The 14,995-nt window shown below is 65.4% G+C and carries 12 protein-coding genes; 1 reads left to right on the top strand and 11 read right to left on the bottom strand.

Features of this window, described 5'->3' with window-relative positions; genetic code table 11:
• Positions 1 to 71: 71 nt before the first annotated feature.
• From ACK4SV_RS01105 to ACK4SV_RS01065, 9 genes are all read right to left on the bottom strand, one after another.
• Positions 72 to 1,466 carry a pyruvate dehydrogenase complex E1 component subunit beta gene (locus ACK4SV_RS01105; protein ID WP_409915935.1) on the bottom strand — a complete coding sequence of 465 codons (1,395 nt, stop codon included), beginning with the start codon at positions 1,464 to 1,466 and terminating at the stop codon, positions 72 to 74.
• Between the two features lie 3 nt (positions 1,467 to 1,469).
• Complete coding sequence (locus ACK4SV_RS01100; RefSeq protein ID WP_409915934.1) at positions 1,470 to 1,871, bottom strand: MAPEG family protein; 402 nt, start codon at positions 1,869 to 1,871, stop codon at positions 1,470 to 1,472.
• On the bottom strand, positions 1,871 to 2,881 hold the full coding sequence (gene pdhA, locus ACK4SV_RS01095; protein WP_409915933.1) for a pyruvate dehydrogenase (acetyl-transferring) E1 component subunit alpha: 1,011 nt from the start codon (positions 2,879 to 2,881) through the stop codon (positions 1,871 to 1,873). Before pdhA ends, ACK4SV_RS01100 begins: the two co-directional genes overlap by 1 nt.
• A gap of 66 nt (positions 2,882 to 2,947) precedes the next feature.
• Entirely contained in the window at positions 2,948 to 3,247 is a 300-nt protein-coding gene (locus ACK4SV_RS01090; protein ID WP_409915932.1) for an FtsB family cell division protein, read from the bottom strand.
• A gap of 68 nt (positions 3,248 to 3,315) precedes the next feature.
• Complete coding sequence (locus tag ACK4SV_RS01085) at positions 3,316 to 5,205, bottom strand: putative bifunctional diguanylate cyclase/phosphodiesterase (RefSeq protein WP_409915931.1); 1,890 nt, start codon at positions 5,203 to 5,205, stop codon at positions 3,316 to 3,318.
• A 97-nt stretch (positions 5,206 to 5,302) separates the two neighbouring features.
• A complete protein-coding gene (gene eno / locus ACK4SV_RS01080) occupies positions 5,303 to 6,583 on the bottom strand; it encodes a phosphopyruvate hydratase (protein WP_409915930.1) in 1,281 nt (426 codons plus the stop codon).
• Between the two features lie 113 nt (positions 6,584 to 6,696).
• A complete protein-coding gene (gene rpmF, locus ACK4SV_RS01075; protein WP_409915929.1) occupies positions 6,697 to 6,882 on the bottom strand; it encodes a 50S ribosomal protein L32 in 186 nt (61 codons plus the stop codon).
• Between the two features lie 723 nt (positions 6,883 to 7,605).
• Positions 7,606 to 8,343 carry a histidine phosphatase family protein gene (locus ACK4SV_RS01070; RefSeq protein WP_409915928.1) on the bottom strand — a complete coding sequence of 246 codons (738 nt, stop codon included), beginning with the start codon at positions 8,341 to 8,343 and terminating at the stop codon, positions 7,606 to 7,608.
• On the bottom strand, positions 8,340 to 9,440 hold the full coding sequence (locus tag ACK4SV_RS01065) for a CaiB/BaiF CoA transferase family protein (protein ID WP_409915927.1): 1,101 nt from the start codon (positions 9,438 to 9,440) through the stop codon (positions 8,340 to 8,342). Before ACK4SV_RS01065 ends, ACK4SV_RS01070 begins: the two co-directional genes overlap by 4 nt.
• A 117-nt stretch (positions 9,441 to 9,557) precedes the next feature.
• Here ACK4SV_RS01065 and ACK4SV_RS01060 point away from each other — a divergent pair, with 117 nt between their 5' ends.
• Positions 9,558 to 10,814, top strand: a complete 1,257-nt coding sequence (locus tag ACK4SV_RS01060; protein WP_409915926.1) for a hypothetical protein — start codon at positions 9,558 to 9,560, stop codon at positions 10,812 to 10,814.
• A 162-nt stretch (positions 10,815 to 10,976) separates the two neighbouring features.
• Here ACK4SV_RS01060 and mfd read toward each other — a convergent pair whose 3' ends face one another.
• Positions 10,977 to 14,537: a transcription-repair coupling factor gene (gene mfd / locus ACK4SV_RS01055; RefSeq protein ID WP_409915925.1), complete on the bottom strand. Its 3,561-nt coding sequence runs from the start codon at positions 14,535 to 14,537 to the stop codon at positions 10,977 to 10,979.
• A 40-nt stretch (positions 14,538 to 14,577) separates the two neighbouring features.
• Positions 14,578 to 14,841, bottom strand: a complete 264-nt coding sequence (locus tag ACK4SV_RS01050) for a succinate dehydrogenase assembly factor 2 (RefSeq protein ID WP_409915924.1) — start codon at positions 14,839 to 14,841, stop codon at positions 14,578 to 14,580.
• Positions 14,842 to 14,995: the final 154 nt, after the last annotated feature.

Genomic DNA, 14,995 nt, shown 5'->3' with positions numbered 1-14,995 from the left:
GACGAGCCATTTGGCCAGCGTGCCCTCTTCCATCGTCGGGCTCAGCGCGGGCATGGTGATGTTGATGGCCATCAGAGCGCTCCCTCACACACCGTCTTCGCGGCTTCATAAATATCGTCCGCACTCGGAAGGCTCAGCGCTTCAAGGTTCGCCGCATAAGGCAGCGGCACGTCTTTCTGGTGCACACGCACCGGCGGGGCATCGAGATAATCGAAGGCCTCGGCCACCACCGTCGCCGCGATCTCTGCGCCGACGCCCATGAAGCGCCAGCCCTCTTCGCAGCAGACAACGCGGCTCGTCTTCTTCACGCTCTCGATCACGGTCGCGGTGTCGAGCGGGCGCAGCGTGCGCAGGTCGATCACCTCGGCGCTTATGCCGTCTTCGGCGAGGCGTTCCGCTGCCTGCAGCGCAAAGCCGACCATGCGCGAATGCGCGACCAGCGTCACATCCGTGCCCTCGCGCTTCACTGCCGCCTTGCCGATGGGCAGGACATAATCCTCCACATCCGGCACCGGGAAGGACTGGCCATAGAGCAGCTCATGCTCGAGGAACACGACCGGATTGGGATCGCGGATCGCGGCTTTCAGGAGGCCCTTGGCATCGGCCGCATCATACGGCGCGATGACTTTCAGGCCGGGAATTTGTGCGTACCAGGCCGAATAATCCTGGCTGTGCTGGGCGCCCACGCGGCTCGCCGCGCCGTTCGGCCCCCGAAACACGATGGGGCACCCCATCTGCCCGCCAGACATATACAGCGTCTTGGCCGCCGAATTGATGATATGGTCAATCGCCTGCATGGCGAAATTGAAGGTCATGAACTCGACAATGGGGCGCAGCCCCGCAAACGCCGCGCCGACGCCAAGGCCGGCAAAGCCATGCTCCGTGATCGGCGTATCGATCACGCGGCGCTCGCCGAATTCCTGCAGCAGCTCGCGCGTCACCTTGTACGCACCCTGATATTGCGCGACCTCCTCGCCCATGACGAACACACGCTCATCCCGGCGCATCTCTTCGGCCATGGCATCGCGCAGCGCGTCGCGCACGGTGGTGTCGGTGAAGGTCGTGCCCTCGGGCAGCGACGGGTCGTTCAGCACCGCCGCCAGCGGGCGCTCCGGCGCGGTCTCGCGGCGGTCCGTCTTGGGAGATTCCGTCTCGGGCGCGTTGGCAACCGCCTCTGCCTTCTCCGGCTTCTCCGCCTTGGGAGAGGCAGAGGACACATCCTCCCCGTCCGCCGCCAGCACGGCGATGACGGCATTCACCTTTACGCCTTCGGTCCCCTCGGGAATGACGATTTTCGCCAGCACGCCCTCATCGACGGCCTCGACTTCCATCGTCGCTTTATCAGTCTCGATCTCGGCAATCACATCGCCGGAGCGGATCGCATCGCCCTCTTTCTTCAGCCATTTGGAGAGCGTACCCTCCTCCATGGTCGGCGACAGGGCCGGCATCAGGATGTCTACGGACATTTCTTAAACTCCGGAAAACGGAATGACTTGAATGAAGATCATGACGATGCCCACAACGCCGACAAAAAAGGCCAGCGTGCGCAACACCGGCACGCCGAACCAGTAAAGCGGCGCAAAGGCAAGGCGGCCGAAAAAGAAGAGCGCGCAGCCAAGCGCGGTCCACTCATTCGTACGCTCACTGATGATCGCGACCAGGACGACCGGCACGAACATGCACATCGCCTCGATCATGTTCGCGGTCGCGCGCTTGGCCCGGCCAAGAGCAGGGCTGTAGGGCGCAAGATTGTCCCGCGGACCCAGCAACTCCTTGGGTTTATACTGCCGGTTGCCCGCTACGGTCTCGCCGAGGATATAAAGGAAGAACAGGATCGCTGTCGCCGACAGCCAGGAAAGCTCCGGGCTCATCACGCGTCCTCTTCAATCAGCACATCCGTCCAAAGCTCGCTCGGGTCCGGCTCCGGGCTCTCCAGCGAGAAGTCGGCGGCCTCCTTCACGATGGCCTTGATCTCATTGTCGATCTTTTTCAGGTCGTCCTCGGTCGCATGACCCTGCTCCAGGATCTGGCCTCTCAGCCCCTCGATCGGATCGTGATGCGTGCGGATGTCGTCGACCTCCTCACGCTTGCGATACTTTGCGGGGTCGGACATCGAGTGCCCGCGATAGCGATAGGTCTTCATCTCGAGGATGTAGGGGCCCTTGCCGCTGCGCGCATGTTTCACGGCCTTCTCGCCGGCTTCGCGCACGGCCAGAACATCCATGCCGTCGACTTCCTCGCCTTCGATTTCGAAGCTGATGCCGCGTTTGTAAAGCTCGGTCTCGGAGGCATGGCGCTCCACGCTCGTGCCCATCGCATACATGTTGTTCTCGATCACATAGACCACCGGCAGCTTCCAGAGCGAGGCCATGTTGAAGGCTTCGTACACCTGGCCCTGATTGGCAGCGCCGTCGCCGAAATAGGCGAGGCTGACATTGTCATTGCCGCGATATTTGTTGGCAAAGGCGAGCCCCGTGCCCAGCGGAACCTGCGCGCCGACGATGCCGTGGCCGCCATAGAAGTTCTTCTCTTTCGAGAACATGTGCATCGAGCCGCCCTTGCCGCGCGACAGGCCGCCGATCCGCCCGGTCAGCTCCGCCATCACGCCATTGGGGTCCATGCCACAGGCCAGCATATGGCCGTGGTCGCGGTAGCCCGTGATGACCTGGTCGCCTTCCTTCAGGCAGGCCTGCATCCCGGTGACGACCGCTTCCTGCCCGATATAGAGGTGGCAGAAGCCCGCAATCTTGCCCATGCCATAGAGCTGGCCGGCCTTCTCCTCGAAGCGCCGGATCAGCAGCATCTCGCGATAGAAGTGAAGCATTTCGGCCTTGGAGGCCTTGGCGGGTACTTTTTTTGCACTCTTAGACTTAGTTGCCATAACGATGTGCCTCCCTGAGGCCTTTATGTCGCCGCAATTTTGCAACGACAAGTCAGAACATCGTTGTCAATTTGCAGAGCTGCGTTCCGGTAACAGCAGGACGATCTCGCCGGGATAGGCGAAAGCCAGCGTATCTCGCGCCAGCGCCTCGACATAATCGGGGTCAACCGACCCCGGCGTCAACCGCCGGATGTCAACGCGCAGCCGGTCAATCTCAGCCTCGATGGCGGCAAGCTCAGCCTTCCGGGTCTCCAGCTCGATCTGCGCATCGGTCCAACGGCCAAGGCCCCGCTCCCCCGCAAAGGCGTGGAAGGCGAAGTAAAGCAGCAGAAGACTGAGGCCGATGGCCGGGAGTCGCGAAACCATACAATTGGGGGTACCCGGTCACGGTAACCAATTCCTTACTGCCCCTGCCGGCGCGGCCGGCGCCCGCCTCAGCTGGCGAGGTCCATGAGCACCGGCTGCGGCTCCACCAGCTCCGGCATCCCGATCCAGTATCCCTGCATCTGGTCACAGCCAAACGAGGCCACCATCGCTGCCGTTTCAGCGTTTTCGATGCCTTCGACCGAGCAGCAGATGCCCAGTTCCTGCGCCAGCGACACGGTCGCCTTCAGGATCTTCTTGCTTGCCGCATGGTCCTTGAGTTCGCCGACAAAAGCCCGGTCCAGCTTGATCTTGTCCAGCGGCAGCTGCCCCAGCATCGCCAGCGAGGAATAGCCCGTCCCGAAATCATCCAGCACGACCCGGTATCCCACAGCCCTCGCCCGGTCCAGCACGGCGCAGTTCTCCGCCACATTGCGGAAGGCGACCTGTTCGGTCACTTCCAACTCGATCCGGCTGGGCGGCACGCCATGCTTGGTAATCAGGACTGTCAGGTTGAACAGGAAGTTCGTCGCAGTCAGCTGGGAGGGCGAGACATTGATCGCCAGAAGCTGGCCGGTGCCGCTGACTTTCGGCAGCGCCTGCTCCAGCGTACACCAGAGCAGTTCATTGAGCAGTCCCAGCCGCTCGGCAATCGGGATGAAGTCCTGCGGGCCGGGATCGCGCGCAAAACCGCTCTCCGGCCAGCGCGACAACAGCTCCAGCGATACCACGCTGCCATCCCTCACCGACACGATCGGCTGCAATGCAGCGCGGATGCGGCCGGCTTTCAGCGCATGCCGGAAGGCCAGCTCAAGCGCCGTGGACGCCATCGCCGCCGAATCAACGACCGGGTCATACTGCACGAAGTTCAGCCGCTCGAATTTCGCCCGGCGCATCGCCACATCGGCGGCATGAAGCACCTCCGACACCGACGCGCCGGGCCCCGAGGTACGCGCCCAGCCGATGGAGGCGCCCACCGAGACATTGCCCGCGCCGGTCGGGATCAGCGCTGTCAGCTGCTGGTGCAGCGCCTCGATCTTGCGCGCAGTCTCCTGATCGCTGCCGGAGCTTCCCAGCAGCACGGCAAACTCGTCCCCGCCAATGCGCGCTGCGGCCAGCATGTCCGGCTGGCTGCGCAGCCGCGTGCCAATCTCGCGCAGCACCTCATCACCGACAGAATGCCCATATTCGTCATTCAGCGGCTTGAACCGGTCGAGGTCCATGAAGGCGACGGTCACCTGACGCTCGCCGGCAGAATACTCCTGCACGATTTCCTCAAACCGCCGCCGGTTCGACAGGCCGGTCAGCGCATCTTCCGCTGCAAGCCGTGCGCTCTCCAGTACCAGGTCGCCGAGCTGCGCCCGGATCTGCAGGTTGTGAACCGTCGAAGTGATGAGATATGTCAGCAGGGCGAGGATCGCGAACGTGATCAGGAACTTGTCGAACACCGGCCGGCCCGGGTCCATGCAGACCAGGATCACAACAGTTCCGAAGGCGAAAATCGCGGGCAAGGCAGTCGCCAGGGATTGCAACCGGCTTTCGTTGTAGAGCTGGGACACATGGACCAGCGTCCCGATCAGGATCGCCAGCCCGAGGAACTGGTAAGCGGGTTCCTCAAGCATCCACAACAGGCCCATCGCGGCCCAGAGCGAGGCACCGACGACCCTGTGCACCAGAAGCGCCGTCAGCTCGCCGCGCCGGAAACCGCCCTCTTCCGGTGTCCGGTAGGGCCAGGTCCGTTCGAGGCCCTCATCAAGCACGATCAGGATGCCCCAGCCCAGCGCCAGCCAGACCGGCGCGACCGAGCAGGCGAGCGCGGCAATCAAAGTGGAGATGATCAGGCGCCCGGTACTATCGGTCCGCAGACGCTTCTCGATGTCGAGTGCAGCCAGATGCTCGGCGCGCCGCGACCAGTTGGCGCCGAGAACCCATTGGCGGAACGAACTCAGGGACAGACTCATCCCTCAGATATGACATAGCGTCGTCAAAATCCGGCTAAGCCCATCCCGGGCGTTTTCTGAGTTTGCGTTAACCCTGCCTTAAGAGCGCCCGCGCCCTTCAGGCCGCGTTGATGCGCGCAAGGCCGGCATACATGGCGATGGGGCCCAGCTCTTCCTCGATGCGGATCAGCTGGTTGTATTTCGCGATCCGGTCGGAGCGGCTGAGAGAGCCTGTCTTGATCTGCCCGCAATTGGTCGCCACCGCCAGGTCGGCAATCGTCGAATCCTCGGTCTCGCCCGAGCGGTGAGACATCACCGCCGTATAGCCATGCAGATGCGCCAGCTCTACTGCGTCCAGCGTCTCTGACAGGGTGCCGATCTGGTTGACTTTGATGAGGATCGAGTTCGCCGCGCCTTTCTGCAGGCCAATCGCAAGCCGGTCCGGATTGGTCACGAACAGATCATCGCCCACCAGCTGGACCTTGTCACCGAGCAGCTCGGTCAGCGCGACCCAGCCATCCCAGTCGTCTTCCGCCATCCCGTCCTCGATCGAGAGAATCGGATAGCGCCCGCAGAGATCGGCGAGGTAGGCCGCGAACTGCTCGGACGACAGCGACTTGCCTTCGCCCGCCAGCTCATACCTGCCATTCTTGAAGAACTCCGTGGACGCCGCATCCAGCGCCAGCGCAATATCCTCGCCCGGCTTGTAGCCGGCCTTCTCGATGGACTTCATGATGAAGCCGATGGCCTCATCGGTCGAGCCGATGTTCGGCGCAAAACCGCCCTCATCGCCGACATTCGTGTTGTGGCCGGCATCATGCAGCGTCTTTTTCAGCGCATGGAACACTTCCGCGCCCATCCGCACCGCATCCGCGATGCTCTCGGCGCTGACCGGCATGATCATGAATTCCTGGATGTCGATGGGGTTGTCGGCATGGGCGCCGCCATTGATGATGTTCATCATCGGCGTCGGCAGGATGCGCGCATTGGCGCCGCCGATATAGCGGTAGAGCGGCTGCGAGCAGGATTCGGCCGCCGCCTTCGCAACCGCCAGCGACACGCCGAGGATCGCATTGGCGCCCAGCCGGCTCTTGTTCTCGGTGCCGTCGAGATCGATCATCAGCGTGTCGATCAGGCGCTGCTCGGTCGCGTCCATGCCGACGAGCTCGTTGCAGATCTCGCCGTTCACCGCCTCGATGGCCTTCAGGACGCCCTTGCCATTATAGCGGCTCTTGTCACCGTCGCGCTGCTCATGCGCCTCATAGGCGCCGGTCGAGGCACCCGACGGCACCGCCGCGCGGCCGGTGGAGCCATCATCCAGCGTGACATCGACTTCGACGGTCGGATTGCCCCGGCTGTCGAGGATTTCGCGGGCGTGGATGTCGATGATCTCGCTCATGGAGAGGCTTCCCTTTTCGGCGTGTGGCGGACAAATGCAAAGCGCCCCCTGCGGGTTGCAGGAGGCGCCGGAAGCCTTAGGCCGCTGCGCGCAGGCGCGCAACCGGGAACAGACTAGATTTCGTCGCTCGGCTCGAGCACCTGGCGGCCGCGATACACGCCGGTCTTCAGGTCGATATGGTGCGGACGGCGAAGCTCGCCCGACTCGGTGTCTTCGATGTAGGTGTTCATCGGCAGACGGTCGTGCGCGCGGCGCATACGGGTGCGCGACTTCGATTTCTTACTCTTTGGGACTGCCATGGCACTCTTCCGGAATCTGGTGAGCCCCGCGCATCATCAGGATCGCGGGAAAGCGCGCCTGTTAACGCAGCCCAGCCCCCATGGCAAGCACGAAACGGCAGGATTTGCAGGTAGCCGACGTCCGCTCCCCCTCCGCCCTTCGGGCACCTCCCCCGCAGGCGGGGGAGGATTGCGTTGCATCTGGCGAAGCCGCCATCCTCCCCTGCGAAGCGGGGGAGGTGGATCGCGCCGGAGGCGCGAGACGGAGGGGGCTCCACGCCACCCTTATCCCCCACACTCCACGCAACTACCCCCCGCAACCACACCACATCGCAGGAAAATTCAGGAAAACAATCCTACACCCCCAAACCCATGATATTATCTCCCTGTCGCCCGTGCAGGGTATGCACTGGCGGGCGGGGGCCTCAAGCCCCGGCGGCGGAGACATGCAGCTCGCGACTGCATGTTCCACACTAACCCACGCTTGCGGCCTGCTATGTCTCCGCTCGCTACATCTGACGCAAAACTGGAAGGGCGAGGCCCTGTCCGGCAATTGGCGCTGGAAGCCCCCAGATGAAAATGGCCGGCCCATCGGGCCGGCCAAGGTAAGCAAGAAGGACGTCAGTGCTTTGCCCTGGCAGGATGCCGGATCGGCGCTGCGCTGACACTTCTGGTTAATACGGGATTGAGTCTGAACGATGGCGCCCCAGAGGCGTTGTGTGGCGTTCAGCCACGAACCCGCGTTCACCCCCCCGAGGGCCGCGTGAAGATCGCCTCCAGGCTGCGCAGATTCATCCCGTTTTTCAGGTAGTTGGGCGGCGTCATGTTGACCGCCTTGATCACCCCGCGCTCCACCCGCGTGCCCTCGCCGCTCTCGGCGGGCACAAGGTCGAAATCGAGGATATTGATACAGCCGGTATCCTGCTCGAACCCCGCGCTCGCCCCCAGCGGCGCACCGATCACATCGGCCAGCAGCATCCGGTTGACCACCTCATGCGCCACCACCAGCGCGCAGGCCCAGTTCGGCCGGGCCAGCAGCGCCGCCAGCCCCTCCCGGATGCGCACCAGCGCATCGGCGAATCGCTCCCCGCCGGGCAGGAATTCCGCGCCCTCCTCGCCCGCCTGCTCGAAGGTGAAGGTCATCACGGCGGCAAGGTGCTCGGCCGAATGGAAGTCCATATAGCTGCCCGAGCGCAGCTCCCCGAACCGGGCGTCTTCCTCCAGCGCCGGCGCGTACGGATGCTCGGCCAGCACCAGCTCCGCCGTCTGGCGCGTCCGCAGCAGGCCGGAGCAGAGCGCGAGATCAAAATGCACCGCCGCCAGCGCCTGCCCGGCCGCGCGCGCCTCGGCCTCGCCCCGCTCGGTCAGGATTGCCACCTTCGGGTCACGCGCCTTGCGCACGGCTTCGGAGGTATAGTCCACAAAGCCGTGGCGCATCAGATAGATGCGCCGCCGCCCCGTTGTGCCGGGCAGCGCGCTCATCCGCGCGAGACGCCCCAGTCCCTGAGGATGGCATCGGTATGCTCGCCGAGGCCCGGCGGGCGGCTCTGGATGGCAGACGGCGTTGCCGAGAAGCGCGGCGCCGGCGCGGGCTGCACCACGCCTTCAAGCTCAACAAAGGTCCCCCGGTCCGCATTGTGCTTGTAGGACGGCGCGTCCGCCATCGACAGCACCGGCGCATAGCAGATGTCGGTGCCTTCCATGATGGCGTTCCATTCGGCCTGGGTCTTCGTCTTGATGACCGCCATCAGCTTCGCCTTCAGCTCCGGCCATTTGGACTTGTCCATCTGGGCATCGAAGGCCGGATCGGTGAGGCCCGCTTTCTCGCGCAGGATGGCGTAGAATTGCGGCTCGATGGAGCCGATGGAGACCCATTTACCGTCCTTCGTCTCATAGGTGTCGTAGAAATGCGCCCCGCCATCTAGCAGGTTCGCCTCGCGCTCATCGGTCCAGATGCCCATCGCGCGCATACCCCAGAACATCGCCGTCAGCGAGGCAGCGCCGTCCGACATCGCGACATCGATCACCTGACCCTTGCCGCCATTCTTGACGTTGATGATCGCGGCCAAGAGGCCCATCGCCAGGTAGAGCGCGCCCCCGCCATAATCGCCGACCAGGTTCAGCGGCGGGCGCGGGCGGCCATCGCCGTCGCCCATCGCGTGCAGCGCGCCGGTGATGGCGATATAGTTGAGGTCATGGCCGGCCGCCTGCGACAGCGCCCCGGTCTGGCCCCAGCCGGTCATCCGCCCATAGACGAGCTTCGGATTGCGCGCGAGCACCACATCGGGCCCGAGCCCGTTGCGCTCCATCACGCCGGGGCGGAAGCCCTCGATCAGCCCATCGGCCTTCTCCAGCAGCTTCAGCGCCACTTCGACATCGGCGGGGTCCTTGAGGTTCAGCCCGATGGAGCGCCGCCCCCGGCCCACCACATCCGAGGCCCGGCCCGGACGGCCATCGCCCGGCCGGTCGATTCGCACCACATCAGCGCCCATGTCCGACAGCAGCATCCCGCAGAACGGGCCCGGCCCGATGCCTGCGAATTCCACAATCCTGATGCCTGAGAGCGGCCCCTGAGCCATGCTGTCTCTCCTTTGTGTCCTGCTGGAAATGGTCCGATTAGCGGAACCTTAAGGGTGGCCGGGGTAAAGGGAAGGGGTGCCGCGACGTCGCTCCCGGCCCAGCCGAGCCAGCCCGTCATGATGGACTTATCCTTCCTCGATCCGCCTGTGGAAGTGGCCGCCGCGTCACCCCGGCTCGAGATGATTCTGTCGAAGCTGCGCCTGTCGGGGCTGCGCCCGTTCTCTGCTTCTGCCACGCCGGAACTCGACGCGCCGGACACGCTGCTCGTTGATCTTGCGAGCGCCCCGCCCGCCTATACGAGCCTGGCTGCGCTGCGCGAGGTGCCCGCCGGTTATCGCCAGCTTGTATTCCTGCACGCCCCCGGCGGCTTCCAGCCCTGCCCGGCCGGCGCGATCTGCCTGCCCCGCGATGAGGACATCCCCGGCCTGCGCGCCCGCCTCGCTGCCGAGGCCCGCCGCCTCGCCCGCCAGCGCGAAGCCCGTATCCGGCAGGACACCGCGCAAGACCTCGGCGCCGAGCCGGAAAACCCCGCCGCGCACGCCCTGCACCTTCTCTATCTGGGCGACTGGTCGGCCCGCTTCCTGTCGCTCCAGAAAGCGCTGCAGGCGCGCGGCGTCCAGCTGACTGCCGCCCTCAGCCACCAGACTGCCCGCCAGCACATGGCCGGGCGCCGCTTCACTGCCGCCCTCGCCGGCATCGACGCCTCAGAGGCCGATGCCGCCCGGCTCGCCGCCTGGGTCACCGGGGAAGAAGGCCTGCGCGGCCTGCCGCTGATCCTCACCGGCACGCCGGGCCCCGGCATCAGCGCGCCCCATGCCGCCCTGCTCGGCCAGGCGAGCGCCATCCTCGAAGCGGAGGAAGACGAGGCCGGCCTTGCCGACGCCGTCGCCGCCGAATGCCGCCGCCTCGATGCCGGTGCACCAATGATGCCGAAACCGGGGCTCGCGCTCGTCACGTCGGACATCGTCTCCGGCCTGTTCAACCGGAGCTTCTTTGAGGCACACCTGCCGCGCCAGATGCAGGTCGCCGCCGCGCAGGCCGAGCCTTTATCCGTGCTCACCCTTCGCCTTGATGTGGCCGACGCCCGCTCGCGCCCCGCTCAGAAGCTGATGGGCGAGGTTATCGCCCGCCACATCCGCGAGACCGATTGCGCCGCCCTGATCCAGCCCGGCGTGTTCGCCGTCTCCCTGCCCGCCACGCCCTATCGCGGCGGCGTGCGCCTTGCCGAACGCATCGGCGACGGTCTCACCCGCACGGGCGACGCCCCCGGCTTCAGCTGGCGCGTCACCGAACGGCGCAGCTACCACACCGCCCACACATTGCTCTCGGCAAGCCTCATCGGCCCCTTCGTCCGAACCCGGATTGCTGCATAGAAGTCCGCGACTCAGTCGCAACACTCGTCCTGTGCACAACGCTCATCCTGATCACAACGCTCATCCTGAGCGAAGTCGAAGGATGGCCAAACAGCTCCATGCCCGCCTCCTCCTTCGATTTCTCTCAGGCTGAGGCTATCGCAGATGCAAACCGTACACGGATCAATCCTCGCTGAGGAACCCGCTCGCCATCGGCTTAGCCCATTTGTCTTCCGGCGCCCGCTCCTTGCGCGAGGGCATCGCGGCCACCGCATCGGTCGAGGCCGGCGAGACGATGCCGCACGCTGCTTCCAGCTCCCGCAGGAACGCCTTCGCCCCGGCAAGGCGCCGCTCCGGCGCGCCGCCGAGGCCGGAATGGACGAGTTTCGAATCCGGGCGAAGGCGCAGCTGGCTCGGCCGTGTCCGGACGATCTCCATGATTTTCTGCGGGTCCATCACCGTATCCGGCCGGAAGGCGAACACCGCGCCCTTCTCCCCGGCATCGAGCTTTGAAATGCCCAGCGCCTTGCACGACACCTTGATGGCCGTGATGTCGAGCAGCTGCCGCGTCGGCTCCGGCAATGGCCCGAACCGGTCGATGAGTTCGGCGGCAAAGGCTTCGCGCTCCGGCGGGGTCACGATGTCCGAAAGCCGCCGGTAAAGCGACAGGCGCACATTCAGATCCTCGACATAATCCTCCGGGATCAGCACCGCGACACCGAGATTGATCTGCGGCGACCAGTCATCCGCCACTTCGCTGTCGTCCCGCGCGCCGGCCTGCAGCGCCTTGACGGCATCTTCCAGCATCGACTGGTAGAGTTCGACGCCCACCTCCTTCACATGGCCCGATTGCTGGTCGCCGAGCAGATTGCCCGCGCCGCGCATGTCGAGATCATGGCTCGCCAGCTGGAAGCCCGCGCCGAGCGAGTCCAGCGATTGCAGCACTTTCAGCCGCTTCTCCGCCCCTTCCGTGATCACCTTGTCGCGCGGCGTCGTAAAGTACGCATACGCACGAAGTTTGGACCGGCCAACCCGCCCGCGCAGCTGGTAAAGCTGGGCAAGGCCGAACATATCCGCGCGGTGGATGATCAACGTGTTGGCGCGCGGAATATCGAGCCCGCTCTCCACAATCGTCGTCGAGAGCAGCACATCATACTTGCCCTCATAGAAGGCGGTCATGATGTCTTCCAGCTCGCCCGCGCCCATTTGTCCGTGTGCGACAATGAACGAGACTTCCGGCACATGGGTGCGCAGGAAATCCTCCAGCCGGTCGAGATCCTGGATGCGCGGCGCCACAAAGAAAGCCTGCCCGCCGCGATATTTTTCGCGCAGCAGCGCCTCGCGCAGCGTGACTGTGTCTTCTTCGGTGATGTAGGTGCGCACCGACAAGCGGTCCACCGGCGGCGTCGCGATGATCGAGAGATCACGAATGCCCGTCAGCGCCATCTGCAGCGTCCGCGGGATCGGCGTCGCCGACAGCGTCAGGACATGCACGTCCGCTTTCAGTTCCTTCAGCCGCTCCTTGTGCTTCACACCAAAGCGCTGCTCCTCATCGACGATCATCAGCCCGAGGCGCTTGAACTCGATGCCCTTGGCCAGCAGCGCATGGGTGCCGACGACCACATCAATCGTGCCTTCGGCGGCCCCATCGCGCGTCTCCGCCGCCTCGCGCGCGCTGACGAGCCGGGAGAGCTGGCGCACTTTCAGAGGCCAACCGGCGAAGCGTTCCTCGAAGGTCTTGAAATGCTGGCGCGCGAGCAGCGTCGTCGGCGCGATCACGGCCACCTGCTTGCCGCTCATCGCCGCGACGAAGGCGGCGCGCAGCGCCACTTCGGTCTTGCCGAAGCCCACATCGCCGCAGACGAGCCGGTCCATCGGCTTGCCGGAGGCGAGATCGCCCAGCACATCCTCGATGGCCGAAAGCTGGTCATCGGTTTCCTCATAGGGGAAGCGCGCGGCAAATTCCTCATAGAGCCCCTGCCCGGCATTCACGGCGTCGGCGCGTCTCAGCTCCCGTGCGGCGGCAATCTGCATCAGCTCGGCGGCCATTTCGAGGATGCGTTTCTTGGCTTTCGCCTTGCGCGTCTGCCAGCCCGTGCCGCCGAGACGGTCGAGCTGCCCCTCGGCATCCTCCGATCCATAGCGGCTGATGAGGTCGATATTCTCGACGGGCAGGAAGATCATGTCCCCGCCGGCATATTCCAGCTGCAGGCAGTCATGCGGCGCGCCGGTCACCTCCAGCGTCTTGAGGCCCACATATTTGCCGACGCCATGATCGACATGCACGACGAGGTCGCCCGGCGTCAGCGAGGTGGCGTCGGTGATGAAGCTCGCCGTCTTGCGCTTGCGGCGCGGCGCAGCCAGCCGGTCGCCCAGCACATCGGCTTCGGAGATCATCGCGATGCCGGGCAGGCTGAAGCCTTCCTCGATCGGCACTTCGGCGACGGTGAAATCGGTCTTCTTTGCGGCCTCGAGTGAATGCACCTGCGCCAGCGCCGAGAGGCCATGATCGCTCAGCACATTGATCAGCCGATCCGCCGATCCCGTCGACCAGGCGGCAAACACCACCGGCTTGCCGCCGGCATAGAGCGCGCGGGCATGAGCCACGACCGTCTCGAAGATGTTTTCGTCCGTTCTCAGACGTTCGGGCGCGAAGTCCCGCCCGCGCCGCCCGCCCATATCGAACGCGTTCGGCCCGGGCTCGGATGGCGAGAAGCGCACCACGGCGTTCGTCGCCAGCAAATTATCAAGCTCGTCCAGTTCCAGGTACAGCCGCCCCGGCGGCAGCACGCGCGCCTTGCGGATATCGCCCCCGCCCGCATCGAGGCGCGCGGCATGATAGTCGGCGGCCTGCGTCAGGCGCTCATGCGCCGCTTCGCTCGCCAGGTGGCCGAGCGCGATCAGGGCGCCCTCGCCGATATAGTCGAACAGCGTGTCGAGCCCGGCATGGAACAGCGGCAGCCAGGTCTCCACCCCCTGCCGCCGGATGGAGGCGCGTGCCGCCTCATACATCTGGTCGCCCGAAGGCGGCCCGAACGTGTCGAGATACCGGTCGCGGAAGCCGACGAGCACCTTGTCATTGAACAGGATCTCGCTGACCGGCGCGAAGGTGATGCCCTCGGCCTTGCCGGTGGAACGCTGGGTCTCGGTATCGAAGGTCCGGATCGTCTCCAGCACATCGCCGAAGAAATCGAGCCGGAAAGGTTCCCCCGCCGTCGGCGGGAAGATGTCGATGATGCCGCCGCGCACCGCATACTCGCCCTGCTCGCGCACGGTGCCGGAGCGGACATAGCCGTTGAAGGCGAGGTATTCGGTCAGGTCATCGGCTTTCACCGTCTGCCCGGCGCGCACGGAAAGCGACGCCTTGCGCAACGTCTCGCGCGGGGCCGCGCGCTGGACGAGCGAGCCGGCTGTGGTGACGACCAGCAGCGGCCCCTGCGCCTTGTCATAGCGCGAGATGCGGGCGAGCCCGGCGCAGCGCCGCGCAGCCACCGCCGGCGTCGGGCTGATGCGGTCATAGGGCAGCACATCCCAGCCCGGCAGGTCCACCTGTTCGAGGCGCGGCGCCGCGAACAGCGCCATCCGCCGCGCGGCCTGCGCCTGCCGGTCATCGCGCGCGACATAGACGCCGATCCCGCCGCGCTTCTGCAGCGCCTCGCAGAACACGATCAGGTCGGCCCCGAAAGGCGCGCCGGCAAAGGCCGCCGGGCCGCTCAAGGATGAAAGCACATCAGCGGGGGTCATCTTGCCTCTCGGTTCCGGGGGGATCGGCTGGCGGGCCGGGTCAGCCGCCGCGCGCGGCGTAGCGGAAGGCGATCAGCTGGTCGAGCACCGGGCCGCGATGGGCTTCCGGCACCGGCGCCTGCTCAGTGATCCAGGCGAAAACGTCCCAGTCCGGCAGGGCCAGCAGCCGCTCGAACTCATCGAGGCCCGTCTCGTCCATGCCTGCCAGAGCCTCATCGGCAAAGCTGCCCATCAAGAGGTCCAGCTCCCGGAAGCCCCGCCGCCAGGCGCGGAATTTCAGCTTGCTGCGCCGGTTCTCGTCCATCAGGCCCCTCATTCAAGTGCAGGTCTATGCAGAATCGTCTCCGGCCCGCCCCCTTGATGGAGGGAGGCAGGCGCGCCCGCTCCAACTAGGCGCAGCCGCGCCGCGAGGCAATCGGACCGGCGCAGATTGTTCGCCCGCCCGCGCGCGCCTACAC

It is taken from the genome of Hyphomonas sp., assembly GCF_046313735.1.
Lineage (GTDB): Bacteria > Pseudomonadota > Alphaproteobacteria > Caulobacterales > Hyphomonadaceae > Hyphomonas.
Note: the sequence above shows the minus strand (reverse complement) of the source record. Positions and strands in the feature narration are given on the sequence as shown.

Coding starts and splice junctions, on each gene's coding strand:
- ACK4SV_RS01050 (WP_409915924.1), bottom strand. CDS start 14,841: ATGGACGAGAACCGGCGCAGCAAGCTGAAATTCCGCGCCTGGCGGCGG.
- ACK4SV_RS01090 (WP_409915932.1), bottom strand. CDS start 3,247: ATGGTTTCGCGACTCCCGGCCATCGGCCTCAGTCTTCTGCTGCTTTAC.
- ACK4SV_RS01070 (WP_409915928.1), bottom strand. CDS start 8,343: ATGAGCGCGCTGCCCGGCACAACGGGGCGGCGGCGCATCTATCTGATG.
- ACK4SV_RS01100 (WP_409915934.1), bottom strand. CDS start 1,871: ATGAGCCCGGAGCTTTCCTGGCTGTCGGCGACAGCGATCCTGTTCTTC.
- eno (WP_409915930.1), bottom strand. CDS start 6,583: ATGAGCGAGATCATCGACATCCACGCCCGCGAAATCCTCGACAGCCGG.
- pdhA (WP_409915933.1), bottom strand. CDS start 2,881: ATGGCAACTAAGTCTAAGAGTGCAAAAAAAGTACCCGCCAAGGCCTCC.
- ACK4SV_RS01065 (WP_409915927.1), bottom strand. CDS start 9,440: ATGGCTCAGGGGCCGCTCTCAGGCATCAGGATTGTGGAATTCGCAGGC.
- ACK4SV_RS01105 (WP_409915935.1), bottom strand. CDS start 1,466: ATGTCCGTAGACATCCTGATGCCGGCCCTGTCGCCGACCATGGAGGAG.
- ACK4SV_RS01085 (WP_409915931.1), bottom strand. CDS start 5,205: ATGAGTCTGTCCCTGAGTTCGTTCCGCCAATGGGTTCTCGGCGCCAAC.
- mfd (WP_409915925.1), bottom strand. CDS start 14,537: ATGACCCCCGCTGATGTGCTTTCATCCTTGAGCGGCCCGGCGGCCTTT.
- ACK4SV_RS01060 (WP_409915926.1), top strand. CDS start 9,558: ATGATGGACTTATCCTTCCTCGATCCGCCTGTGGAAGTGGCCGCCGCG.
- rpmF (WP_409915929.1), bottom strand. CDS start 6,882: ATGGCAGTCCCAAAGAGTAAGAAATCGAAGTCGCGCACCCGTATGCGC.